The sequence below is a fragment of the Streptomyces sp. NPDC006012 genome (assembly GCF_042871185.1).
Lineage (GTDB): Bacteria > Actinomycetota > Actinomycetes > Streptomycetales > Streptomycetaceae > Streptomyces.
Genome location: NZ_JBIAIE010000022.1, coordinates 53875 through 76795, shown reverse-complemented (window position 1 = coordinate 76795; position 22921 = coordinate 53875). Strand labels below are relative to the sequence as shown.

Below are 22921 nucleotides of genomic sequence, written 5' to 3'. Positions count from 1 at the left end.
CGCCGCTCCCGCCGTCGACGCGGCGCTGACGGGTCAGGCCTGCTCGCCCTCGGCGGCCGGGGCCTCAGCGGCGGGAGCCTCAGCGGCAGGGGCCTCGGCGACGGGAGCCTCAGCAGCCGGGGCCTCGGCTGCCGGAGCGTCCTCGGCCTTCTTCTCGCCCGCGAGCAGATCGCGCTCCCACTCGGCCAGCGGCTCGCCCGCGGCCTTCTCGCCCTTGCCTTCGGTCGCGACACCGGAACGGGCGATCAGGCCCTCGGCGACGGCGTCGGCGATCACCCGGGTGAGCAGGGTGACGGAGCGGATCGCGTCGTCGTTGCCCGGGATCTTGTAGTCGACCTCGTCGGGGTCGCAGTTGGTGTCGAGGATGGCGACGACCGGAATGTTGAGCTTCCGGGCCTCGCCGACCGCGATGTGCTCCTTCTTGGTGTCCACGATCCAGACGGCGCTGGGCACCTTCTGCATCTCGCGGATACCACCGAGGGTCTTCTCCAGCTTGGTCTTCTCGCGGGAGAGCACGAGAAGCTCCTTCTTGGTCAGACCGGAGGAGGCGACGTCCTCGAAGTCGATCTGCTCAAGCTCCTTCAGGCGCTGCAGACGCTTGTAGACGGTCGAGAAGTTGGTGAGCATGCCGCCCAGCCAGCGCTGGTTGACGTAGGGCATGCCGACGCGGGTGGCCTGCTCGGCGATGGCCTCCTGCGCCTGCTTCTTGGTACCGACGAACATGACCGTGCCGCCGTGGGCGACGGTCTCCTTGACGAACTCGAAGGCGCGGTCGATGTACGACAGCGACTGGAGCAGGTCGATGATGTAGATGCCGTTGCGCTCGGTGAAGATGAAACGCTTCATCTTCGGGTTCCAGCGACGGGTCTGGTGACCGAAGTGGACGCCGCTTTCCAGCAGCTCCCGCATCGTGACGACGGCCATGGCCGTAACTCCTTGGATTTCTCGGTTGTGCCGCGGATGCCCGGGCGGCTTCCGCGCCTGACGCCCACCTGCGCCGTTGCCACGTGAGGACCGAGAGGCGCTGACCCGAACGGACCGTTGCCGGCCGCTTCGTGTCGGGGCGTGCGAAGTCGACCCGGTGACCCGGGTCGCCACCAGAAGTGTACGGGACCGGCGGGGCACCGGGTGACGCCGCTGTCCACAACCGGGGAGTAGTCCACCGGTCCCGGCCGTGTTCGTCACACGTGCGGGACCGTTCTCGCATGTGTGCGATGTCTGTGAGGCGTGCGGTAAGGACCGGATGGACGGGATGGATCGGATGGACCCGGCCGGGGGCACGGGTGGGGATGTGGGTGTGGGTGTGGGCACTGACGACGGTGGTTGCGGTTGCGGTCCTGGGCGGACCCGCTCCCCCGGCCCGTGCACAGGCGCCGGGTTCGCGGGTCCCCGCGTCGTCTCCACCCGCGGTCCCGGCCGTCGCCCGCGCCTGGCCGGTGGGGACGCGGCCCGCGGTGGTACGGGGCTGGGAACCTCCGGCGACGCCGTACGGACCCGGGCACCGGGGCGTCGACCTGGGGGCCGCGCCCGACGCTCCGGTACGGGCGGTGGCGGCGGGCCGGATCTCCTTCGCGGGCAAAGTGGCCGGGCGGGGCGTGGTCTCCGTCGCACTGCTGGGGACGAACCTGCGGACGACCTACCAACCGGTGAGTCCGTCGGTACGCGCCGGGGACGAGGTGGCGGCGGGCGAGGCCGTGGGCCGGGTCGAGCCGACCGCGCCGCACTGCGCCGCCGGCCCTTGCCTGCACTGGGGGCTGCTCAGCGACGACAGCTACCTGAACCCGCTCCGGCTGCTGCCCCCGTGGCTGCTGTACCGGGGCCCGTCAAGACTGCTGCCGGTCCTCGGGGTACCGCTTCCCTGAGATGCTCGGGTACCGCTTCCGTGAGACCGGATACCTGGCCGAATCCGGGCCTCCCCTTCGAGGAATGACGAGGTGACACCTAGCACCGACGGTGGCACGGGCGGCCGCACCTCCAGGGAACCGGAGCCGGCCACCACCCCTGGCCGGCGAATCCCCGACAGACGGAATCATTCGTCATGCTTCCGTCTCGGCCCGGACGGGGCACGTACGAGGCTCGGCAGGTCAGCCCCGTACGCCCCGCAGGACCATCGTCACGGCGGCGTCCGTGATGGTCTCGGGGTTCTCGGCAGCGCCCAGTTCGATGCGGCGGACCGCCGCGTCCACGACGCCCTGCAGCAGCATCGCCGCCAGTCGTGGCTGGGCGTGCCCCAGTTCCTCCAAGGCCTCGACGATCATCGCGACGAGCCCGCCGTGCGCCGCACGGATCTTCTCCCGTGCCCCGGCGTCCAGTTCGCTCGCCGAGATCGCCACGACGGCACGGTGGCGCCGGTCGCCGACGAGCGCCAGTTGCCGGCGCACGTACGCCTCCACCTTGCCCTCGGCCGAATCCGCCCGTTCCATCGCCGCCGCCACCTCGGCGGCCCACACGGGGAAGTCGACCTCGCACAACTCCTCGACGACCGCGGCGCGCGAGCGGAAGTACTCGTACACGGACGAGCGCGCGAGTCCCGTACGCTCGGCGAGGGCCGGGAAGGTCAGCGCCTCCGTACCGCCCTCGGACAGCAGGCTCCGGGCCGCGTCCAGCAGAGCGGCTCGCTGCATCGACCGGTGCTCGACCACGGAGGCCGCTCGAATCCTTGGCACGCCCTCCACTGTACGGACGCGCCCGCCGACGCGGGAGTCACCCGATGGCGTACGGGCTGTCCCCGCCCCTGGGGCCGGTCACGGCCGTGACCGGGTACGGCCCGGGAGCAGTACGGCCAGGGAAGGACACGGCGGCCCGGCAGCAGCCGGCACCCGTCCCGATCGCAGGTCACCGTCCAAAACCGGCCAGCTTCGCCCGCAGCTGGAGCACGGACTTCGTGTGGATCTGGCTGACCCGGCTCTCGGTCACCCCCAGCACGTTCCCGATCTCCGCCAGTGTCAGTCCCTCGTAGTAGTACAGCGTCACCACGGTCTTCTCCCGCTCCGGCAACGTGTTGATCGCCCGCGCCAGAAACCGCCGCAGCTCCCGGTCCTCCGCCACCTCCACCGGATTGTCCGCCGCGGTGTCCTCCAGCGTGTCCATGAGGCTCAGCCGGTCCCCGCTCTCACCCCCCACATGCAGCAGTTCTTCCAGCGCCACCACGTTCGCCAGGGACAACTGGCCGAACACGGCGTGCAGCTCGTCCACCCCGATTCCCAGTTCCGCCGCCACCTCGCCCTCCGACGGCGTGCGCCGCAGCCGCGCCTCCAGCGTCGCGTACGCCCGCTCCACGTTGCGCGCCTTCTGCCGCACCGACCGCGGAATCCAGTCCAGCGCCCGCAACTCGTCGATCATCGCGCCCCGGATCCGCGTGATCGCGTAGGTCTCGAACTTGATCTCCCGCCCGATGTCGAACTTCTCGATCGCGTCGATCAGCCCGAACACCCCCGACGACACGAAATCCGCCTGCTCCACGTTGGGCGGCAGTCCCACGCTCACCCGGCCCGCCACGTACTTCACCAACGGCGAGTAGTGCAGGATCAGCTGCTCCCGCAGCCGCTCGTCCCCCGTCGCCTTGTACGACCGCCACAGTTCGTCGAGTGTCGAAGGAGCGGGCGGTCGTGCGCTGGCACCGTCGCGGGCGGCGGGGGGGATGGCCGCACGGTCGGACCCGGAGGTGTGCTGGGGCATTCGTCGCCTTGTGCCGTTCTGCCGTGAAGTGCCGTGAAGTGCTGTGGAGCAGCGTGAGTGGGCGGGCCGTCGGTCTGGTATCGAGTGGGGCCGGTCTGCGCCGGAGTCCTCGTGAGCGTAGCGTGACTGAGGAGTCGCGGTGTGCGAACGCCGGGGCTCCACCCGTGGGCGGGCGTGCTCCGGGGCCCGTTCCAGCAGGCCCGGCGCATCGCCGTGGGTGACCGGCCCGACGGGTCAACTCCGGGGAATCGCAAGGGCATCGGGGTTCCCCCGGACGGCCGAACACCCTCGGTCAGCAGGGCCCCGGACCGGCCCGTACCGACATCACCGCCTGGCGTGTCAACTTCCAGCCGTCGCCGTGTCGTTCGACGTATCCAAGTGCTCTGAGTTCGTACAGCCTCGCGATCACCTCGTCCTCGGTGGTCTGCGCGTCGCACGCGATCTCCCGCGGGTGTGCCGCCCGGCCCGCGGGCAGAGCGGCCAGGACCCGACGGGCGCCGGGTTCCAGCAGGTCACGCGGGAGGACCGGGCCGCGTCTGGCCGGGGCGAGTTCTCCCATGTCCCCGACGAGCTCGACGACGTCCGCGGCATCGGTGACCAGCACGCCCTCCGCGCGCAGCAACTCGTGGACGCCCGCGGAGCGTGAGCTGGTGGCGGGCCCGGGCACCCCCATCGTGAACCGCCCGAGGCGCTGTGCCGCCCGCGCGGTGGCCAGGGATCCGCTGCGGTGGGCGGCCTCGACCACGACCGTGCCCCGGGTGAGCGCCGCGATCACCCGGTTGCGCAGGATGAATCTGCTCGGCGTCGGATGGTCGCCGGGCGGCAGTTCCCCCACGACCAGTCCCTGCGCCGCGATCCTGGTGATCAGCTCAGCGTGTCCGCGGGGGTAGGGCCGGTCGACGCCGCAGGCCAGGACGGCGACGGTGGCCCCGCCCGCACCGAGGGCGCCCCGGTGGGCGGCGCCGTCGATGCCGTAGGCGCCGCCCGACACCACGACCCAGCCGCGCTCGGCGAGCCCCGCGGCGAGAGTGGCCGCCATGTGGGCGCCGTACTCGGTGCAGGCCCGGGCGCCGACGACGGCGACCGATCTGAGCGCCCACATCCGCAGCCCGGGCCGGCCGCGCACCCACAGGCCCAGCGGCCGGGCGTCCCCCAGGTCGTCGAGCTGGACCGGCCACTCGGCGTCTCCCGGTGCGACGAACCGCACCCCGGCGGTGCGCGCGGCCTCCAGGTCCCGGCCCGGCTCCGCTCGCAGTGCACGCGCCCGCAGGCCGGCCCAGCGCCTCCCGCTCACCCCGGGCAGCGGCCGTCCGCCGTCGCACAGCCGCCGGGCGACCTCCCGCACCCCGTGCTCCCGCAGCCACCGCCCGCCGACCTCGTCGCCGGGTTCGACGACGCGGGTGAGCAGGACACGGGAGAGCAGGCTGTCGTCCGAAGCGGCGTCGCCGGTCACGCCGGTGCCCCGATGACCATGGGCACACCTCGTGGAACCCTGGTGCGCAGTTGCAGGGCCAGGGCGACGTCACCGGAGTCGGGCCGGTCGTGACCGGCGAGGTCGGCGACCGTCCAGGCCACGCGCAGGACCCGGTCGAGCCCCCGGGCCGTCAGGACGCCCCGCTCCAGATTCCGCTCCGCCTCGGCCAGCGCGCCGCTCGCCGCCTGCCAGCGGCTGCGCAGCTCACGTCCGGGCACCTCGCTGTTGGTCCGCCACGGAGTTCCCATGAGGCGTGCCGCGGCACGGTCCCGGGCCTCCCGGACCCGGTCGGCGACCGCCGCGGTGGACTCGCCCCGGGCACCGGGCCGGGTCAGTTCGGCGCGCGTCACGGGATCCACCTCGACGCGGAGGTCGACCCGGTCGAGCAGCGGCCCGGACAGCCGCGCCTGATAGCGGCGGACCATCGACGGCGGGCACTCGCACAGCATGTCCCGCTGCGAGAAACGGCCGCACGGACAGGGATTCGCCGCGAGCACCATCAGGAAACGGGCGGGGAACCGGACCACCCCGGCGCTGCGCGCGATCACCACGTGCCCCGACTCCAGGGGCTGCCGCAGCGCGTCCAGGGCCTGACTGCGGAATTCCGGAACCTCGTCCAGGAAAAGCACTCCTCTATGAGCCAACGACACCGCGCCGGGGCGTGCGATGCCCTGGCCGCCGCCGACCAGCGACTGCATCGTGGCCGAGTGGTGCGGAGCGCAGTAGGGCGCGACGTCGATCAGCGGTTTGCCCGGGGGCAGCAGTCCCGCCACCGAGTGGACCGCCGTGACCTCCAGCGACTCCTCCCGGCCGAGCCGGGGCAGCACGGCGGGCAGCCGTTCCGCGAGCATCGTCTTGCCCGCTCCGGGCGGGCCCTCCAGGAAGAGGTGGTGACCGCCCGCGGCGGCCACCTCCACCGCCGTGCGCGCGGAGCGCTGTCCCACCACGTCGGCGAGGTCGTGGTCGTGGTGTGCGACACCGACGCCCTGCATGCCGGTGGCCGCGCCCGCGCCGAGCGCCCGCAGCCCCGCACGGAGCGAATCGGGACGCCCCGGCTCGTCGGGTTCCTCATCCGGTACGGGCTCGTCCGCCAGCACGGCGATCAACTGGCGCAGGCTGCGGATGCCGAGCACCGACACCCCCGGCACCAGCGATGCCTCGGCCGCGGCGCACTCGGGCACCACCACCTGTTCGTATCCGGCGTCGGCCGCGGCCAGCACCGCCGGCAGGATGCCCCGGACCGGGCGCACCCGGCCGTCGAGGCCCAGTTCGCCGATCATCACGATGTCGGCGAGCACCCTGGGGTCGATCCGCTCGGCGGCGCCGAGCACCGCGCAGGCCACGGCCAGGTCGAAACCGCTGCCCGCCTTCGGCACCGAGGCCGGGCTGAGGCCCACGGTGAGCTTCTTCGACGGCCAGGACCCGCCGGAGTTGACCACCGCGGCCCGCACCCGGTCCCGGCTCTCCGACAGGCTCTTGTCCGGCAGCCCCACCAGCGTGAACGCCGCCACTCCCGGTTCCAGGTCGGCCTGGACCTCGACCACCACGCCCTCGACGCCCACCAGCGCCACGGAGCACGTACGGGCGAACGCCATCTCAGGCCACCCCCCGCGCGTGCTCGACCAAGGGGGCTCCGCGGTCCGGCAGGAGGACGCCGACCAGGTCGATGCGGACGCCGCCGGGCGGTGTGCCGCCATGGGTCTGGATCCAGCGTTCGGCGAGGTCCCGCAGCCGCTGCGCCTTCCGTGGGGTCACCGCGGCCATCGGATGCTCGTAGCACCCGCCACGGCGCGTCTTCACCTCGCAGAGGACGACCGTGTCCCCGTCCCGGGCCACGATGTCGATCTCACCGGATCGGCCGCAGCGCCAGTTGCGCTCAAGGACCGTCATCCCGGCCCCGGTCAGCCGCCGAGCGGCCAGGTCTTCGCCGTACCTGCCGATTGCGTTGCGTGCCTGCTGTGCGTTCATGTGGGCACCACCTCCGCGCCCACCGTCACGTATCCGGCCGGAAGAAGTGGATCTTGGTGGGTTACCCGCCGGTTGTGGACAACCTCGTCACCCACCCGCGCACGCGCGTCGCCCTGGACTCGCCCACGCCGCGCTCGTCGGCCCGGGACCCGCCCGCAGCACCCCTCGCCGGCCCGGGCCCGCCCGCGCATCCCTCGCCGGCCCGGGGAATCACCATCGGCCGGGAGTGCCGTATGCCCCCGAGGACCCCCATCGACCCAGGGAAAGCCATACGGCCCAGGGAATCCCGTACACCGTGCGACAAACCCCTACGGCCAGGGAATCCCGTACGTACGGCCGGGAAAATCCGCGCGCCCGCCCGGATTCCCTTCAGCCGCCCAGGGCCCCGTCAACCGCCCCGGACGTCTCTTCAGCCGCCCGGCAGTTCCAGGTCGCTCTTGTTCAGCTCCTCGATGTTCACGTCCTTGAACGTCAGGACACGCACCTGCTTCACGAACCGGGCCGGCCGGTACATGTCCCAGACCCAGGCATCCGCCATGGACACCTCGAAGAACACCTCGCCCTGTACCGAGTGCACCTGCATCTCGTAGTCGTTGGTGAGGTAGAAGCGCCGCTCGGTCTCGATCACGTATTTGAACAGACCGACGACATCGCGGTACTCCCGGTAGAGCTTCAGCTCCATCTCGGTCTCGTACTTTTCGAGGTCCTCGGCGCTCATGGCATGTTCCCCTTCAGCCGTGCGATCCCACCATTGTGCGCCAGTCCCGCGCGCCTCTAGACGATTTCCGTGTCAAGGGTCACGGGCTTGGCCGGGGGACCTTCGTCGAGCAGCGTCCGGAGCAGCTCGGCGAGTCTGGTCGGGTACACCGTCTCATGCGCCCGGGCGAGTTCCCGACAGGTCCACCACCTCGCTCCGGCGACGCTGCGGCGCTCCAGCTCGGTCAGGGCCAGCGCCCCGGGGTCCCGCTGGGGCGTACGGGCCGTACGGGCCAGGTAGTACCACTCGTCCTGGTTCCAGCGGCGGCCGGCGAACGGGAAGGAGCACTGCCGGCGCCACAGCACCGGGCCGAGCTCGACGTCGGTGATACCGGTCTCCTCGGCCAGTTCCCGCATCGCGGCCTGCTCGCGGGTCTCCTCGCCCTCCAGGCCGCCGCCGGGCGTGAACCACCAGTCGTCGGCCGGGTCGTCCGGCTCGTGGCCGTGCAACAGCAGTATGCGGTCACTGGGGTCCAGCAGCACCACCCGGGCGACCCTGCGCAGGCCGCCCGGGAAGGAATCCGCGCCCGGCTCCCGGGCTTCAGCGGGCACCGGCGGGCTCCGGGCGGGTACGGGAGCGGGTCAGCAGCTTGGCGACCGGGCCGTAGGCGCCGCCGGCGAGGACGAGCACCGCTCCGGCCACGATCAGCACGACGATGGTGCGCAGCGGCCCCGGCTGGGAGAGGGCGCCCAGCGCCTCGAAGCCGACGGGACGCTTCAGCATGCCCTTCACGGGCCAGACGACGGCGTCGACGCGGGCGGACACGGCACCGGCGGCGACGGTACCGCGGGCGGCGTCGGTGAGGTGGGCGGTGGAGTCCAGCGAGCCCTGCCGCTCGTCGCCGAGGAGGAAAAGGCGGTCCTCGGGGACCTTGACGGTCGGGATGCCCATCAGCTCGGCTGCGCTGCCCTCGGGGAGGTAGGGCTCGTCGATCTGCTTGCCGTTGACGGTCAGCTTGCCGTCAGTGCAGCAGGCGACGGTGTCCCCGCCGACCGCGACCACGCGCTTGACCACGTCGGAGCCGGTGACCCAGGTCTTGTCCTGGAAGACGACGACATCGCCCCGGCGGATCTCGCCACCGTCGACGCGCTCCGCGAGGACGCGGTCACCGGCGTGGATCGTCGGGGTCATGGAGCCGGTGGGCACGGTGTACGGCCGGTAGACCACCGCTCCCCACGCGAATCCCCCGAGGAACAGCACCAGGCCCAGTGCCACGGCCACCCCGGACAGCCGCTGCCCGAGCGCGCTGCCGGCCTGTGCCGTGCCTGTGCCACCGCGGTGCGGGGCCGTACGTGTCGTGCTCTCGCCACCCATGGACCCGCACCCTACCGGGCGGTACCGAGCGGCCCCAGTCTCCCTCACCCTCGGACAGGAGGAGGGCCAGACCGGGCCTCGCACGCTTCCGGGCGGTCGCGCTGTACCGAGCGCACCCCGGATGGACACCCCAGGCCCACGTCCCGGACGGACAGGCAGACTTCCAAGGCGCACGGCCGGGGATTCACCCGCCGACCCCCGGGGTTCTCAGCCGACCCGGGGGTTGCCTCGTTCCGGTCCGGTCCTCAGCGGGTCCGGCTCGCCGCGGCCCGGCGGCGGCGCCACGCCACCACCGGCAGCACGCCCACGAGCGCGATGCTCTCGGGGCCCACCGGCAGCGGGACGGCAGCGGAGGAGGCGGCGGAGGACTGCTGGTCGAGACCCGGCTGATCGAAGGTGTCCGGGACCGGCAGGGTGCCCCAGCGGTTGATCGGCCAGGCCCGGACGATGGCGCGGCCGACGACATCGGCGACGGGGACCATGCCGTGGTTCTTGTCGGACTGGTTGTAGCGCGAGTCACGGGAGTTCTGGCGGTGGTCGCCCATCACCCAGAGGTAGCCCTTGGGAACCGTCACCTTGAACTGGCCGCCCTGGTCGTCCACGCTGCACGGCGTGTTCCCGGGGTAGACGAACGGCTCGTTCAGCGGCTTGCCGTTGACCAGCAGCGGGCCGGTGTTCTTGCACTCGACCGTGTCACCGCCGACGCCGATGACCCGCTTGATCAGGTCCTTCTCCTCCGCGGACGGCATCAGGCCGATCCAGCTGAGGACCTTCTGCACGGGGTTCGGATTCGGCGCCGGTTCCCCCGCGAGCCAGTTGTCCGGGTCGTGGAAGACGATGACCTCGCCGCGGTCGGGCTTGGAGCCGAACCACGGGGTGAGCTTGTCGACCAGGACCCGGTCACCCTGCTGGAGGGTGTTCTGCATCGAGTCCGACGGAATCGAGAACGCCTGCACCAGGAACGTCTTGATCAGCAGTGCCAGCACCAGTGCGATGACGACCAGGATCGGCAGCTCCTTCCAGAAGGAGCGCGGTTTCCTCGGCCCGGGAGCAGAGCCGCCCGGCCCCTCGTCCGGAGTGCCGACAGCCGGGGGCTGCCCCTCGGCCGGCGTTCCGCTCGGGGTCGATTCAGGGTCATTTCCGGAGGTCACGGCGTTCTCCGCCGTGGGTTCGCTCGATTCCACGGGGCGCCCGCGGTGTTCTTCGCCGTCGTATCCCGACCGTGCGCCAACCGCCACATCCCCCACGCCAACTCCTTACGCCGTGCCGCCGCCTGCTCCGGGTACGGTGCAGGCCCACCACTCCCATAACGAGCGGGAGTTCCGCAGGAGTCGGGAGCTGGATCATTCCGTCCGGATCGTCGGAGGCAACCCTATGCGACAGGCGGGGGGCCGCGGTCGACCCCGGCGCCGAGTCGGAGACGCTTGCGAAGGTTTTAGGTTCGGTCAGACGGGACCAGTGGCCGATCGGCCAGCCGATGATGATGGCCCGGCCCACCACGGAGTTCAGGGAGACCGTGCCCCCGTAGTCGGTGTCCTGGTGGGCGCGGGAGTCCGCGGAGTTTCCGCGATGGTCGCCCATCACCCACAGTCGTCCCTGGGGGACGGTGACGTCGAACGGCGTGCTGGAGGGGGCGTTGCCCGGATACAGGTAGTCCGACTCGGACAGCGGAACGCCGTTGACGGTGATCCGGCCCTGCGTGTCGCAGCACTTGACATGGTCACCGCCGACACCGATGACCCGCTTGATGAGGTCCTTCTCGTTGTCGGAGGGCAGCAGCCCGATGAAGCTGAGCCCCTCCTTGATCTGCTTGACGACGACGGGGTCGTTCTTCTTGCCGGTCTGCTCACCGGCCAGCCAGCGGCCCGGGTCGTGGAAGACGACGACGTCCCCGCGCTGCGGTTCGGAGCCGAACCACGGGGTGAGCTTGTCGACCAGGACGCGGTCGCCGATCCGGATCGTCTGCTCCATGGAGCCCGACGGGATCACGAAGGCCTGGACGAGGAAGGTCTTCAGGACCAGCGCTATCAGCACGGCCACGCCGACCAGGAGCGGTATCTCACGCGCCGCGCTGCGCCTGCGCTTGCGCTTGACCTTGCGCTGCAGCTGGCGCCGCTCCGCGCGGGTGCGGCCGCCGGCCGGACCGGCCGCGCGCCGCCCGGTGGGGGGCGGGCCGTCGGCCGCCTTGCGGGGCGCACCGCGGGGCTTGCCGCGGTTACCCATGCGGCTGCTCCGCGGCGGGCACGCGCGCGTAGGCGGCCGGCCGGCCGAGGCGCGTCCAGTGGGCGGCGGGCCAGACGATCCAGTCGGCACGCCCGATCACGTCGGCGACGGGGATCATGCCACCGCCCGGGGATCCCAGGTGGTCGCGGGAGTCGCTGGAGTCGTCGCGGTGGTCGCCGAGGACGAACAGCCTGCCCTGGGGTACGACGACGTCGAAGGGCACGGTGGACGGGCTGTCCCCGGGATGGAGGAACGCCGTCTCGTCGACCGGTCGGCCGTTCACCTCGATCCTGCCCTCCTTGTCGCAGCAGACCACGTGGTCTCCGCCCACACCCACCACGCGCTTGATGTAGTCCGCGTCCCCGAAATACCCGGTTCCGTCGAACACGACCACGTCACCACGGCGCGGCCCGGCACCGAAACGGTACGCCACCTTGTTCACGAGCACGCGGTCGCCGATCCGCAGCCCGTTCTCCATGGATCCGCTCGGGATCTGGAACGGCTGCGCCACGTACGTGTTGAGGAGCAGCAGGAACAGCAGGCAGGCGAAGAGGGTGAGGGTGATCCGTCCGCCCGGCAGCCAGTCCGCGAAACGCGACGCGAACGCGAAACGCGACCGTCCCTCCGTGCCCGGTGCGCCGGGGCTGGAGGAGGAACGGTCGCGTCTCGTCGGCTGTGCTTCGGTGTCCATCGCGGGCTGATGTTATCCGGCCCGGCTGGGAACTCCCGGGAGCGCTCAGCGCTCGCGCTTCTCCTTGATCTTCGCGGCCTTGCCGCGCAGGTCGCGCAGGTAGTAGAGCTTGGCGCGACGCACGTCACCCTTGGTGACCAGCTCGATCTTCTCGACGATCGGGGTGTGCACCGGGAAGGTGCGCTCGACACCGACGGAGAAGGAGACCTTGCGGACCGTGAAGGTCTCGCGGACACCGGAGCCCTGGCGGCGGATCACGACGCCCTTGAACTGCTGCACACGGGAGCGGTTGCCCTCGATGACGCGGACGTGGACGTTGACGGTGTCACCCGGGCGGAAGGCCGGGATGTCGCTGCGCAGCGCAGCGGAGTCGACAGAGTCGAGCAGGTGAGACATGTCGTCTGCTTTCTTCGCGGATGCCACAGGTCATCAACGGGAACTAGATGTTCGTCATAGGAGTGCCGTGCGGGTCGGGACGGGCGTCGTCTCCCCCTGTGGCAGGGGCGCACGCCGACCGGATGCACAACAGCGGGCTATTCTTCCATGCCCTCTGGCCTGCGCCAAAATCGGCCGTACGGCTCCCCGTCCGGGTCCGGCGCCCAGCCGAGGATGGAGAGCATCTCGCGGTCCTTCTTGTCGAAGGCCCGGGGGTCGCAACGCTCGATCAGGTCGGGCCTGTTGGCGGTCGTACGCTTCAGCGCCTCGTCCCGGCGCCAGCGGGCGATCTTCCCGTGATGGCCACTGAGCAGCACGTCCGGGATGCCCCGGCCGTGCCAGCGGGGCGGCTTGGTGTAGACGGGGCCCTCCAGGAGGCTCGCCATGGCGCCGGGCGCGAAGGAGTCGTCCCGGTGGGACTCGGCGTTGCCCAGGACGCCGGGCAGCAGCCGTGCCACGGCCTCGGTGACGACCAGGACGGCCGCCTCGCCGCCGGCGAGCACATAGTCGCCGATGGACACCTCGTAGACGGGTATCCGGGTCGCGTACTCGTCCATGACGCGCCGGTCGATGCCCTCGTACCGGGCCGGTGTGAAGATCAGCCAGGGGCGCTCGGAGAGTTCGACGGCCAGTTCCTGGGTGAAGGGGCGGCCGCTCGGGGTGGGCACGATCAGCGCGGGCGTCCCGGAGCCGGTCTCGTAGCCGTCGGCCAGTACGCAGTCGAGGGCGTCGCCCCACGGCCCGGTCATCATGACCATGCCGGGGCCGCCGCCGTAGGGCGTGTCGTCGACCGTGTTGTGCCGGTCGTACGTCCAGGTCCGCAGGTCGTGCACGTGCACGTCGAGCTGCCCGCGCGCGCGTGCCTTGCCGACGAGGGAGACGTTCAGCGGCTCCAGGTACTCGGGGAAGATGGTGACGACGTCGAGCCTCATGCGCCCTCGTCCCCGGCGCCATGTTCGGCGGCGGTGTCCTCGCGGGCCGCGAGGTCCAGCAGGCCCGGCGGGGGCGCCACGACGGCTTTCTGCTCCGCCAGGTCGATCTCGGTGACGATCTCCTCGACGAAGGGGATCAGCACCTCGCTGCCGTCGGGCCGTTCGACGATGAACAGGTCCTGGGAGGGCAGGTGGGAGATCTCGGTGATGCGGCCGACCTCCGTGCCGTCCTCGGTGACCACGTCGAGGTCGATCAACTGGTGGTCGTAGTACTCGTCCTCGCCCTCGGGCAGTTCCTCCGGGTCGATCTCGGCGATCAGGACGGTGTTGCGGAGGGCTTCGGCGCCGTTGCGGTCCCGCACGCCGGCGAAACGCAGGAGCAGGCGGCCGCTGTGCACGCGGCCGGTCTCGATGGTGAGCGGTCCCGCGGAGGCGGGATCGGTGGTGAGTACGGCGCCGGGCGCGAGCCTGAGTTCCGGCTCGTCGGTGCGTACCTCGACGGTGACCTCGCCCTTGATGCCATGGGCACGGCCGATCCGTGCGACTACCAGCTGCACGTTTCCAGATCTCCTGTCATACGGCTACGGGCCGGGGACGGCCCAGTGGCCGTCCCCGGCCCGAGCCGGTTTGCGAAAGCGTCAGCGGACGTGGTCGACGTCGACGAGGTCGACGCGGACTCCACGGCCGCCGATGGCACCCACGACGGTACGCAGGGCACGCGCGGTGCGGCCGTTGCGGCCGATCACCTTGCCGAGGTCGTCGGGGTGGACCCGGACCTCAAGGACGCGCCCACGGCGCAGGTTGCGCGAGGCGACCTGCACATCGTCAGGGTTGTCGACGATGCCCTTCACGAGGTGCTCAAGCGCCTCTTCGAGCATGCTGCTCAGGCCTCGGTCGACTCGGAGGACTCGGCGGCGGCCTCGTCCTTCTTCTCGGCCTTCTTCCGCTGGGTGATCGCCTCACCCTTGCCCTCGTCCTCGCCGCCGAGAGCCTCGAAGGTCGGACGCGCGGCCTTCGGCGCGGCGACGAGCAGCGGCGCCGGAGCGGGCTCGCCCTTGAACTTCTGCCAGTCGCCCGTCTTCTTCAGAATGGCGAGCACGGGCTCGGTCGGCTGGGCGCCGACACCGAGCCAGTACGCCACGCGGTCGGCGTCCACCTCGATGACCGACGGGTTGTAGGTCGGGTGGTACTTGCCGATCTCTTCGATGGCCCGGCCGTCACGGCGGGTACGGGAGTCGGCGACGACGATGCGGTAGTGAGGCGAACGGATCTTGCCCAGACGCTTCAGCTTGATCTTGACTGCCACGGGAGTGGGTTCTCCTGGATTTGACGTGGTGGGGCACAACGAGATGCCGCGTGGGGTTGCGGACCCGAGTGGCCCGATGGACGCGTCAGCCGGAGGAGAGAGGGGTCCTGTGCGACTGTCGAGTACAGCTAGCCATTGTGCCACACGCCGCGGGTCGCTTCCGGCCGGGGCCCGGGCATGCCGGACAGGCACCCGGCGCGGAGACGACCGCACGTCGGGTGCGCTGCCCGGCACCGGCGAGCCGGCGCACGCGGCTGCCACGAGCAGCCGCGTGGCTAGTTCGCCGCCGCTCCCACGGCCTCCGGGATCCGGAACGGCTTGCCGCAGCCACCGCACATGATCGGCGCCTGGGCCAGGACGGACGGGACGACCCGAACATTGCGCCCGCAGTCGCAGACGGCCTTGACCCGGACGCCGCCACCGGAGGAGCCGTGACGGGCGGCCGGGCCGCGGAAGGTGCGGGAGGTGTCGGCGGAGGTGGCTGCCACGTGGGCCTTCAGGGCGCGCTGCAGCCGCTCCGTCGTCGGGCGGTAGCGCCGCTTCGCCTCGGGGTTGAGCGTCACCAGTGAGAAGCCGCTGCTCGGGTGCGGCTCGTCGGGGTGGTCCAGGCCCAGTTCCTCGGCGATGGCGAGGAATCTCCGGTTGTGGTAGCGGCCGGCCCGGGAGGTGTCGCGTACGCCGCGGGCGGCGGCGATGCCGTGGACTGCCTCGTGAAGCAGTCGCTCGAAGGAGAGCTCGTGTCCGCACGCGGACGACGACTCCCCGATCAGGGACTCTGGCGCGGCAAGGTCGGGCAGCTCGGGGTGGTACCGCTGAATGTCGGCCCACGCCTGTGCCAGCTCTGCGGCGAGTACAGGTGGTGTCTGTGTCGTGCTCACGTAATGAGAACGAGCCGGACCGCCGCTGTGTTCCGATTCCGGGGCATCCCAAAATAATTTTGCACGTACCCGTCAGTTGCCACTGATGCGACCTGACGAGGGCGGGAGCGCTGATCTGCGGAGAAGCCGCACAGCTCCTACCAACCCGGTACGTAGTCCGACGTAGAACCCGGCACGCGGAACGCGTCCGCGTGCCGGAGCGGCTGTGGCCGGCTGGTGCGCAAGAGCCGTTTCGGCCGCTCTCGCCGCGAAGGGCGCCGGCTCAGTATGCGCGCGCGACGATCGCCACGTCACCCGGGCCGCCGTCCGTGTCCGGCACCGACCCGTCCGCCGCGACCAGACACCGTACGGTCACGGCGTGCTCGGCCAGTTCGGCCTCGCCCTCCTCGCCGAGGTCGGCCCACGGGATGCGCGCCCAGCCGCCGGCGGTGGCGGCCTCGACGGCCTCCGCGACGGTGGCCACGTCGACCGTGCGGGACTCGCGGCGCTCGCGGGACTGCCTGAGCAGCAGCGCTTGGTCCGCTTCGAGGATCCCCGGGAGCAGGGCGGGCAGCGCGTCCAGGGCGACCGGTTCCTTGCCGCCGGGGATGCGGCGGGCCAGCATCGCTCTGCCGCTCTCCAGGTCGCGCGGCCCGACCTCGATGCGGACGGGCACGCCCTTCAGCTCCCAGTCGACGGCACGCCGGCCGAACGGGGTGTCCGTGCGGTCGTCCACCCGTACCCGGATCCCGGCCGCGGTCAGCCGCTCGCCGAGCTCGCGGACCTCGGCCAGGACCGCTTCGTCGTCCTTGACGGCGATGACCACGGCCTGGATCTGCGCCAGCCGGGGCGGGACGCGCAGTCCGTCGTCGTCCCCGTGCATCATCACCAGGGCGCCGATCATGCGGGTGGTGGAGCCCCACGAGGTCTGCCAGACGTACTCCTGCCGGCCGTCCTTCGACAGGTACCGGGTGTGGAAGGCCTTGGCGAAGTTCTGGCCCAGTTCATGGCTGGTGGCGACCTGGAGGGCCTTGCCGTCGCCCATCATGCCCTCCAGGGTGAGGGTGTTGACTGCGCCGGCGAACCGCTCACGGGCGGTCTTGCGGCCCGCCAGGACGTCCATGGCGAGGACGTTCTCCATGAAGTCGGCGTACACCTCACGGTGGATGCGCGCGGCGTAGTCCCGGGCGTCCTCGTAGGTGGCGTGCGCGGTGTGGCCCTCCTGCCACAGGAACTCCGTCGTGCGCAGGAACACGCGCGGGCGCAGCTCCCAACGCACCACGTTCGCCCACTGATTGATCAGCAGCGGCAGATCGCGGTAGCTCTGCACCCATTTGGCGAAGTAGTCGTTGACGATCGTCTCGGAGGTGGGCCGGACGACGACGGGTTCCTCCAGCTCCTTGCCGCCGGCGTGCGTGACCACGGCCAGCTCCGGCGCGAAGCCCTCGACGTGCTCGGCCTCCCGGGTCAGGTACGACTGCGGGATGAACAGCGGGAAGTAGGCGTTGGCGGCGCCGGCCCCCTTGATCCGGGTGTCCATCTCGGCCTGCATCCGCTCCCACAGCCCGTACCCGTACGGTCGGATCACCATGGTGCCGCGCACCGGGCCGTTGTCGGCCAGCTCCGCCTTGTTGATCAGGTCCTGGTACCAGCGGGGGAAGTCGACCGCCCGGGGGGTGAGAACGGGTGCCTTTGCCATGGCGCGATGGTACGGGTCCATGTTGCCGGGATGTGAATTCCGGCCACGGCCGCCGGGCAGCGGCAATCCGCGCTCCCGGACCCCTGGACGCCGTCGCGGGCCGGGAGTTACCTGGCTTGGGTGGAACGTGCGAGCGCACGGCACGGGGGCCACGCAACCGGTCGCGGCGGCGGCCTTCGGCGGATTGGGGCGCTGATCCATGACACCTACGCTCGTGCGGCAGCATCCGGCCCCTGCGGGCACCGCGTCCGGTGCGGACCGGCGCGCACGCGCGCGTGACTGGTCCGAGATCCAGGAACGGATGCTGGTCCCGCTCCACGAGGCCGTCTACGAACGGCTTGAAGTGGGCCCGGCCACCCGGCTGCTGGGCCTGCGCTGCGGCTCCGGACTCGCCCTGCTGACGGCGGCGTCCAGAGGGGCCGCGGTGACCGGTGTCGACCGGGGGCGGCCCGAACTGCTCGCCCTCGCGCGCCGGCGCCTGCTGCCGGAGGCGCGGGACACGCGCGCGCGTACGCGTGCCCGGATCGTCGACGGCTCACCCGGGGACGCGGCCGACGCGGAGACGCCCGCGTACACCCTGGTGACCGCCTTCGAACCGATCGGATGCCGTGCGGGCGGCCCGGAGGGGCTCGGCGGACTGCTCGCCGCCGCGCTGCCGCTCGCCGCGCGCGGCGCGGCCGTGGTACTGGCCGGCTGGGGTCCGCCGGAGCGCTGCGCCACCTCGGACGTGCTGCGGGTGGCCGCCGGGCCGGCCGGTCCGGCGCACGCCGCGGACCGGCCGCGCCCGGCCGGCCGCGACGACCTGGAGGAGGCCGCCCGGCGGGCCGGGCTGCGGCCGGACGGTTCCGGGCGGGTGGCCTGCCCGTTCGGGTACGCGGACGTGGACAGCGCGGTACGCGGTCTGCTGTCGACGGGGTGGTTCGACGCCGCGCTCACGGCCACCGACCGGGCGCGGGTGGACCAGGAACTGCGCGAAGCGCTGCATCCCCACCGACGGCGGGACGGGACGGTGTGGATGCCGAACGTGTTCCGTTATCTGATCGCCCGCGTTCCTTAGGACGCCTCTCGGGGCGCGGCCCGAGCGGGGCGCATCGGCTCAGGGTTCGTCCTTCGTCAGGCGGGTGATCCCGGCAAGGTGGCGGGCGTCCCTCTCCTGCAGGGTCTCCCGTTCCCTCAGGGCCCTGGCCGGCGCGGCCGGCCGGCCGCGGTGCTCGCGGAGTTCGCGGCACGCCTCCTCGTAGCAGTCGTCGACGTTGCGGCGCCTCGGCGGGCATGGCCGACGGCACCCTCGCACACGCCGGAGGGCGTCCCCGCTCAGCAGGGGACGCCCTCCGGTCACGTACCGCCGGGCCCGCGCGGGCCCCCGCCGGGCTCAGCCCATGAACTTCTTGAACTCGTCCGGCAGCTCGAAGTCCTGACCGCCCTGCTGCGGCAGGCCCAGGGCTCCCCCGCCCTGCGCGGCGGCCTCGCGCCGCTGGGCCTCCTCCAGCTCCTGCTGCTTGCGCTTCATCGGGTTGCCGGAGCGCTGCTTGCCCTTGGCCTTCTTCTGCTGCTTGCGCTGCCGGCCGGGACCGCCGCCCATGCCCGGGATGCCCGGCATGCCCGGCATCCCGCCGCCCTGGGCCATCCTGGACATCATCTTGCGCGCCTCGAAGAACCGCTCGACGAGGTTCTTCACCGCGCTGACCTCGACACCCGAACCCTTGGCGATACGGGCGCGGCGCGAGCCGTTGATGATCGTCGGTTCCTGGCGCTCGCCCGGGGTCATCGACTTGATGATCGCGGCGGTGCGGTCGACGTCGCGCTCGTCGAGGTTGTTGATCTGGTCCTTGATCTGGCCCATGCCGGGCAGCATGCCGAGCAGCTTCGAGATGCTGCCCATCTTCCTGACCTGCTCCATCTGGGACAGGAAGTCGTCGAGGGTGAAGTCCTGACCCTTCTTCGACGCCAGCTTGGAGGCCATCTTCTCGGCCTCTTCCTGGCTGAACGTCTTCTCCGCCTGCTCGATCAGGGTGAGCAGGTCGCCCATGTCGAGGATGCGGGAGGCCATCCGGTCCGGATGGAAGGCGTCGAAGTCGTCGAGCTTCTCGCCGTTCGACGCGAACATGATCGGCTTGCCGGTGATCTGGCGGATCGACAGGGCGGCACCACCGCGGGCGTCACCGTCGAGCTTGGAGAGCACCACGCCGTCGAAGCCGACGCCGTCGCGGAACGCCTCCGCCGTGTTGACCGCGTCCTGACCGATCATCGCGTCGACGACGAACAGGATCTCGTCCGGGGAGACCGCGTCGCGGATGTCCGCGGCCTGCTGCATCATCTCCTGGTCGATGCCGAGGCGGCCGGCGGTGTCGACGACGACGATGTCGTGGACCTTGGACTTCGCGAAGTCGATGGAGTCCTTGGCGACCTTCACCGGGTCGCCGACGCCGTTGCCCGGTTCCGGTGCGAAGACCGCCACGCCCGCGCGCTCGGCGACGACGCTCAACTGGTTGACGGCGTTCGGGCGCTGCAGGTCGGCGGCGACGAGCAGCGGGGAGTGGCCCTGCTCCTTGAGCCAGCGGCCGAGCTTGCCCGCGAGGGTGGTCTTACCGGCACCCTGAAGACCCGCCAGCATGATCACCGTGGGCGGCTGCTTGGCGAAGCGCAGGCGCCTGGTCTCGCCGCCGAGGATGGTGACGAGTTCGTCGTTGACGACCTTCAGGACCTGCTGGGCCGGGTTCAGCGCTTTGGAGACCTCGGCACCGAGGGCCCGCTCCTTGACGTTCTTGATGAACGTGCGGACGACAGGAAGGGCGACGTCCGCTTCGAGCAGCGCGATGCGGATCTCGCGCGCCGTGGCGTCGATGTCCGCTTCGCTCAGCCGGCCTTTTCCACGGAGGTTTTTGAAAGTGGCACTGAGGCGGTCGGAGAGAGTATCGAACACGGCGGCGTCGGTCCTCGGGGTTGGGGGCAGTACAGAGCGTCTTCCAGGGTATCCGGCCCCGCAAGCAGATCGTCCACGACCGCCGCATTCGGTGGGCGGGGCGGGGCCCCGCGGGCGCGGCGGTCAGCGTCCGGGCCGGCGCCCCGGCACGACCGCGAGGTCACGCCCGCAGCGTCTGCTCCAGCGCCCGGGCCGTCGCCGCCGCGTCCCCGGCCGACAGCGGCGCCCCCGTCCCCGTCGTCACGTAGAAGGCGTCCACGGCGTTGGCGCCCAGCGTGCTCACGTGCGCGCTCCGCACCCGGACGTCCGCGTCCTCCAGCGCCCGGCCGATCCGGAACAGCAGCCCCGGCGCGTCCTGGGCGCGCACCTCGATCACCGTGGCGTGCCGGGAGGCGGCCGGGGCGACCGTGACCCTCGGCGGCGGAGCGGGCCAGCCGCGGCGGCGCGGATAGGCCGCGTCGCGCTCCGCGAGCCGGCCCGCGATGTCCAGGCTGCCGTCCAGCGCCCGCACCAGGTCGGCGCGGAGCCGGACGGCCTGCGGCAGCGAGCCGTACTCCGCCGCGACCCGCCAGTCCAACAGCAGCAGCGAGCCGTCGTCGACGTCGTCCGGCAGCCGCAGGGTGCGCAGTTCCGCGGTGCGCACGGTGAGCCGGTGCACCGCGAGCACTCCGGCCACCGCGGGCAGCACCCCCGGCTGGTCGGGTACGGCGATGAGGAGTTCGACGCCCAGCGGCTCGGGATCGGCGGCGGGCTCCTCGTCCGTCGCCTGCCGCGGCTGTGCGCGCAGCGCCAGTACCGGGCCGCCGGTACGGAACGCCTCGATGGCGATGCGCTCCTGCTCGGCGGTGGGGGTGCCGGGCTCGGGCTCGGGCGGCGGGTCCCCGGCGAGGACGGCCGCGACCCGCTTCACCAGGTCGGCGACCAGGGCGCCGCGCCAGGACGACCACGCGGCCGGGCCGGTGGCCAGCGCGTCCGCCTCGGTCAGCGCGTGCAGCAGTTCCAGCGTGCCCGCGGTGCCGACCGTGTCGGCGACCGCGCGGACGGTGGCCGGATCCTCCAGGTCGCGCCGGGTGGCGGTCTCGACCAGCAGCAGGTGATGGCGTACGAGGGTGGCGAGCACGCCGACGTCGGCGCGGTCGAAGCCGATACGGACGGCCACGTCCCTGGCGATGATCTCGCCGGCCACGGAGTGGTCGCCCGGCCAGCCCTTGCCGATGTCGTGCAGCAGCGCGGCGACCAGCAGCAGGTCGGGGCGGCCGACCCGGCGGGTCAGTTCGGAGGCGCGGACCGCCGTCTCGATCAGATGCCGGTCGACGGTCCACACGTGGACGGCGTTGCGCTGCGGGCGGCAGCGCACCCGCTCCCAGTCCGGCAGCAGCCGGGTGACGAGGCCCTCCGCCTCCAGCGCCTCCCAGACGTCCACCGTCGGCCGGCCGGAGCCGAGCAGCGTGACCAGTTGCTCGCGGGCCTCCGCCGGCCAGGGCGCGGGCAGCGGGCCGGCGGTGGCCGCCAGGCGCCGTACGGCGTGCGGGGAGAGCGGGAGGCCGGCCTGAGCGGCGGCGGCCGCGGCGCGCAGCGGAAGCACCGGGTCGCGTTCGGGGCGCGCGGTGCGGGCGAGCACCACCTCGCCGTCCTGTTCCACGACCCCCTCGGCCAGCGGCGAGCGCTCGGCGACCGGATTGCCGCCCGGGGCCCGGCCGTCGCCCGACACCGCCCTCCGCAGGAGGTCGCTGCGCTCCCTCGCCAGTCTGCGCAGCGTGGGACGTACGGCGCGCGACCGCAGCACGCGCCCCACTTCGCGCCAGGTGACGTCGCTGGCGTACGAGATGACGCGGGCCGCTTCGTAGACCTGCCGCAGCAGTGTGTCGGCGTCGAGCAGGCCCAGCTCGGCGGCCACCTGGTCCTGTTCCTGGAGGGCGAGGCGGTCGGTGGCGCGGCCGGTGGTCAGGTGCAGGGCGTCCCGTACGTCGAGCAGGCTGCGACGGGCGTCGGCGAGGCCCTCACGGGGGGCGTCGGCCAGCCAGGACGCGGCGACCGCGCGCAGGGCGGTGGCGTCCCGCAGGCCGCCGCGGGCCTCCTTGAGGTCCGGTTCGAGGAGGTACTGCAGCTCGCCCTGGCGGGCCGCGCGTTCGGCGCACAGCTCCTGGAGCTCCGGGAGGCGTCCGGGCGCCTGGTTGCGCCAGTCGGCGAGCACCGTCGTGCGCAGCGCGGCGGTGAGACCGCGGTCGCCCGCGAGATGGCGGGCGTCGAGCAGCCCGAGCTGGGCCTTCAGGTCGCCGCCCGCCGTCTTGCGGGCCTGAGCGGGGGTGCGTACGGAGTGGTCGAGGGCGAGGCCGAGGTCCCAGACCGGGTACCAGATGCGGTCGGCCAGGGCGGCGACCGCCTCGGCGTCGGGGCCGTCGTGCAGCAGCAGGAGGTCGAGGTCGCTGCGCGGGGACAGCTCACCGCGGCCGTACCCGCCGACGGCGACCAGCGAGACGCCCGCGGGCCCCTCGGCCGCCGCGTCGAACAGCCCGGCCAGCCAGTCGTCGGTCAGCTCGGCGAGGGCCCCGCGGCGCGGCGGCCCGGACTGCTCCCCCTCGGTGAGGAGGCGCAGCCGGGCCGCCGCGTAGCCACTGGGTCCCGGGTCCTTCGCGTCGTTGTGCACTTCCGTACCCGTCACCC

23 protein-coding genes are annotated in these 22921 nt (G+C 72.1%); 2 read left to right on the top strand and 21 right to left on the bottom strand.

Annotation, left to right across the window (positions count from 1 at the left end):
* Positions 1 to 33: 33 nt before the first annotated feature.
* Complete coding sequence (rpsB, locus tag ACFYPJ_RS29575) at positions 34 to 924, bottom strand: 30S ribosomal protein S2 (protein ID WP_389023575.1); 891 nt, start codon at positions 922 to 924, stop codon at positions 34 to 36.
* A 365-nt stretch (positions 925 to 1289) separates the two neighbouring features.
* On the opposite strand from rpsB, the gene ACFYPJ_RS29570 reads away from it, so the two are divergent.
* Positions 1290 to 1862 (top strand): murein hydrolase activator EnvC family protein, encoded by a 573-nt coding sequence (locus tag ACFYPJ_RS29570; RefSeq protein WP_389023724.1) that lies wholly within the window; start codon positions 1290 to 1292, stop codon positions 1860 to 1862.
* A gap of 222 nt (positions 1863 to 2084) precedes the next feature.
* On the opposite strand, the gene ACFYPJ_RS29565 is transcribed toward ACFYPJ_RS29570, so the two are convergent.
* The 18 genes from ACFYPJ_RS29565 to proS all read right to left on the bottom strand — a co-directional run bounded on the left by ACFYPJ_RS29565 (position 2085) and on the right by proS (position 17334).
* Positions 2085 to 2642 carry a TetR/AcrR family transcriptional regulator gene (locus ACFYPJ_RS29565; RefSeq protein WP_389023721.1) on the bottom strand — a complete coding sequence of 186 codons (558 nt, stop codon included), beginning with the start codon at positions 2640 to 2642 and terminating at the stop codon, positions 2085 to 2087.
* A gap of 193 nt (positions 2643 to 2835) precedes the next feature.
* Positions 2836 to 3678 carry an RNA polymerase sigma factor WhiG gene (gene whiG, locus ACFYPJ_RS29560; protein WP_376533285.1) on the bottom strand — a complete coding sequence of 281 codons (843 nt, stop codon included), beginning with the start codon at positions 3676 to 3678 and terminating at the stop codon, positions 2836 to 2838.
* A gap of 292 nt (positions 3679 to 3970) precedes the next feature.
* Positions 3971 to 5131: a DNA-processing protein DprA gene (gene dprA / locus ACFYPJ_RS29555; protein ID WP_389023571.1), complete on the bottom strand. Its 1161-nt coding sequence runs from the start codon at positions 5129 to 5131 to the stop codon at positions 3971 to 3973.
* Complete coding sequence (locus tag ACFYPJ_RS29550) at positions 5128 to 6747, bottom strand: YifB family Mg chelatase-like AAA ATPase (RefSeq protein ID WP_389023567.1); 1620 nt, start codon at positions 6745 to 6747, stop codon at positions 5128 to 5130. The genes dprA and ACFYPJ_RS29550 overlap by 4 nt, the downstream gene beginning before the upstream one ends.
* 1 nt (position 6748) lies before the next feature.
* Positions 6749 to 7120, bottom strand: a complete 372-nt coding sequence (locus ACFYPJ_RS29545) for a YraN family protein (RefSeq protein WP_389023564.1) — start codon at positions 7118 to 7120, stop codon at positions 6749 to 6751.
* A 409-nt stretch (positions 7121 to 7529) separates the two neighbouring features.
* A complete protein-coding gene (locus ACFYPJ_RS29540) occupies positions 7530 to 7838 on the bottom strand; it encodes a DUF2469 domain-containing protein (protein WP_003965949.1) in 309 nt (102 codons plus the stop codon).
* A gap of 56 nt (positions 7839 to 7894) precedes the next feature.
* The gene (locus ACFYPJ_RS29535; protein WP_389023561.1) at positions 7895 to 8428 is read right to left on the bottom strand and encodes an NUDIX hydrolase; all 534 of its coding nucleotides are present in this window, start codon (positions 8426 to 8428) and stop codon (positions 7895 to 7897) included.
* A complete protein-coding gene (gene lepB / locus ACFYPJ_RS29530; protein WP_389023558.1) occupies positions 8418 to 9191 on the bottom strand; it encodes a signal peptidase I in 774 nt (257 codons plus the stop codon). The genes ACFYPJ_RS29535 and lepB (ACFYPJ_RS29530) overlap by 11 nt, the downstream gene beginning before the upstream one ends.
* A 245-nt stretch (positions 9192 to 9436) precedes the next feature.
* Positions 9437 to 10438 carry a signal peptidase I gene (lepB, locus tag ACFYPJ_RS29525; RefSeq protein ID WP_389023555.1) on the bottom strand — a complete coding sequence of 334 codons (1002 nt, stop codon included), beginning with the start codon at positions 10436 to 10438 and terminating at the stop codon, positions 9437 to 9439.
* Positions 10326 to 11414, bottom strand: coding sequence for a signal peptidase I (gene lepB, locus ACFYPJ_RS29520; protein ID WP_389023552.1), 1089 nt, complete (start codon positions 11412 to 11414; stop codon positions 10326 to 10328). The genes lepB (ACFYPJ_RS29525) and lepB (ACFYPJ_RS29520) overlap by 113 nt, the downstream gene beginning before the upstream one ends.
* Entirely contained in the window at positions 11407 to 12105 is a 699-nt protein-coding gene (lepB, locus tag ACFYPJ_RS29515; RefSeq protein WP_389023549.1) for a signal peptidase I, read from the bottom strand. Before lepB (ACFYPJ_RS29515) ends, lepB (ACFYPJ_RS29520) begins: the two co-directional genes overlap by 8 nt.
* 45 nt (positions 12106 to 12150) lie before the next feature.
* The gene (rplS, locus tag ACFYPJ_RS29510) at positions 12151 to 12501 is read right to left on the bottom strand and encodes a 50S ribosomal protein L19 (protein WP_389023546.1); all 351 of its coding nucleotides are present in this window, start codon (positions 12499 to 12501) and stop codon (positions 12151 to 12153) included.
* A gap of 137 nt (positions 12502 to 12638) precedes the next feature.
* Positions 12639 to 13472 (bottom strand): tRNA (guanosine(37)-N1)-methyltransferase TrmD, encoded by an 834-nt coding sequence (trmD, locus tag ACFYPJ_RS29505; protein WP_389023543.1) that lies wholly within the window; start codon positions 13470 to 13472, stop codon positions 12639 to 12641.
* Positions 13469 to 14029 carry a ribosome maturation factor RimM gene (rimM, locus tag ACFYPJ_RS29500; protein WP_389023540.1) on the bottom strand — a complete coding sequence of 187 codons (561 nt, stop codon included), beginning with the start codon at positions 14027 to 14029 and terminating at the stop codon, positions 13469 to 13471. The genes trmD and rimM overlap by 4 nt, the downstream gene beginning before the upstream one ends.
* Positions 14030 to 14110: 81 nt before the next feature.
* Positions 14111 to 14350, bottom strand: a complete 240-nt coding sequence (locus tag ACFYPJ_RS29495) for an RNA-binding protein (RefSeq protein WP_003973401.1) — start codon at positions 14348 to 14350, stop codon at positions 14111 to 14113.
* Positions 14351 to 14355: 5 nt separating this feature from the next.
* Complete coding sequence (gene rpsP / locus ACFYPJ_RS29490; protein ID WP_389023537.1) at positions 14356 to 14778, bottom strand: 30S ribosomal protein S16; 423 nt, start codon at positions 14776 to 14778, stop codon at positions 14356 to 14358.
* A 275-nt stretch (positions 14779 to 15053) separates the two neighbouring features.
* Positions 15054 to 15656 carry a hypothetical protein gene (locus tag ACFYPJ_RS29485; protein ID WP_389023534.1) on the bottom strand — a complete coding sequence of 201 codons (603 nt, stop codon included), beginning with the start codon at positions 15654 to 15656 and terminating at the stop codon, positions 15054 to 15056.
* A gap of 262 nt (positions 15657 to 15918) precedes the next feature.
* On the bottom strand, positions 15919 to 17334 hold the full coding sequence (gene proS / locus ACFYPJ_RS29480; RefSeq protein ID WP_389023531.1) for a proline--tRNA ligase: 1416 nt from the start codon (positions 17332 to 17334) through the stop codon (positions 15919 to 15921).
* A 199-nt stretch (positions 17335 to 17533) separates the two neighbouring features.
* Here proS and ACFYPJ_RS29475 point away from each other — a divergent pair, with 199 nt between their 5' ends.
* Positions 17534 to 18391: an SAM-dependent methyltransferase gene (locus ACFYPJ_RS29475; RefSeq protein ID WP_389023529.1), complete on the top strand. Its 858-nt coding sequence runs from the start codon at positions 17534 to 17536 to the stop codon at positions 18389 to 18391.
* Between the two features lie 315 nt (positions 18392 to 18706).
* Here the strand turns inward: ACFYPJ_RS29475 and ffh are convergent, their stop codons facing one another.
* Both ffh and ACFYPJ_RS29465 read right to left on the bottom strand, forming a co-directional pair.
* Positions 18707 to 20257 (bottom strand): signal recognition particle protein, encoded by a 1551-nt coding sequence (gene ffh / locus ACFYPJ_RS29470; RefSeq protein ID WP_389023526.1) that lies wholly within the window; start codon positions 20255 to 20257, stop codon positions 18707 to 18709.
* Positions 20258 to 20417: 160 nt separating this feature from the next.
* On the bottom strand, positions 20418 to 22919 hold the full coding sequence (locus ACFYPJ_RS29465) for a [protein-PII] uridylyltransferase (protein ID WP_389023523.1): 2502 nt from the start codon (positions 22917 to 22919) through the stop codon (positions 20418 to 20420).
* Positions 22920 to 22921: the final 2 nt, after the last annotated feature.

What these genes read in the sequence shown, in the direction of transcription:
- ACFYPJ_RS29540 (WP_003965949.1), bottom strand. Translation starts at nt 7,838, where the DNA reads ATGAGCGCCGAGGACCTCGAAAAGTACGAGACCGAGATGGAGCTGAAG.
- lepB (WP_389023558.1), bottom strand. Translation starts at nt 9,191, where the DNA reads ATGGGTGGCGAGAGCACGACACGTACGGCCCCGCACCGCGGTGGCACA.
- whiG (WP_376533285.1), bottom strand. Translation starts at nt 3,678, where the DNA reads ATGCCCCAGCACACCTCCGGGTCCGACCGTGCGGCCATCCCCCCCGCC.
- ACFYPJ_RS29475 (WP_389023529.1), top strand. Translation starts at nt 17,534, where the DNA reads ATGACACCTACGCTCGTGCGGCAGCATCCGGCCCCTGCGGGCACCGCG.
- ACFYPJ_RS29550 (WP_389023567.1), bottom strand. Translation starts at nt 6,747, where the DNA reads ATGGCGTTCGCCCGTACGTGCTCCGTGGCGCTGGTGGGCGTCGAGGGC.
- ACFYPJ_RS29545 (WP_389023564.1), bottom strand. Translation starts at nt 7,120, where the DNA reads ATGAACGCACAGCAGGCACGCAACGCAATCGGCAGGTACGGCGAAGAC.
- proS (WP_389023531.1), bottom strand. Translation starts at nt 17,334, where the DNA reads ATGGCAAAGGCACCCGTTCTCACCCCCCGGGCGGTCGACTTCCCCCGC.
- lepB (WP_389023549.1), bottom strand. Translation starts at nt 12,105, where the DNA reads ATGGACACCGAAGCACAGCCGACGAGACGCGACCGTTCCTCCTCCAGC.
- rpsB (WP_389023575.1), bottom strand. Translation starts at nt 924, where the DNA reads ATGGCCGTCGTCACGATGCGGGAGCTGCTGGAAAGCGGCGTCCACTTC.
- ACFYPJ_RS29570 (WP_389023724.1), top strand. Translation starts at nt 1,290, where the DNA reads ATGTGGGTGTGGGTGTGGGCACTGACGACGGTGGTTGCGGTTGCGGTC.
- rplS (WP_389023546.1), bottom strand. Translation starts at nt 12,501, where the DNA reads ATGTCTCACCTGCTCGACTCTGTCGACTCCGCTGCGCTGCGCAGCGAC.
- lepB (WP_389023552.1), bottom strand. Translation starts at nt 11,414, where the DNA reads ATGGGTAACCGCGGCAAGCCCCGCGGTGCGCCCCGCAAGGCGGCCGAC.
- ACFYPJ_RS29495 (WP_003973401.1), bottom strand. Translation starts at nt 14,350, where the DNA reads ATGCTCGAAGAGGCGCTTGAGCACCTCGTGAAGGGCATCGTCGACAAC.
- trmD (WP_389023543.1), bottom strand. Translation starts at nt 13,472, where the DNA reads ATGAGGCTCGACGTCGTCACCATCTTCCCCGAGTACCTGGAGCCGCTG.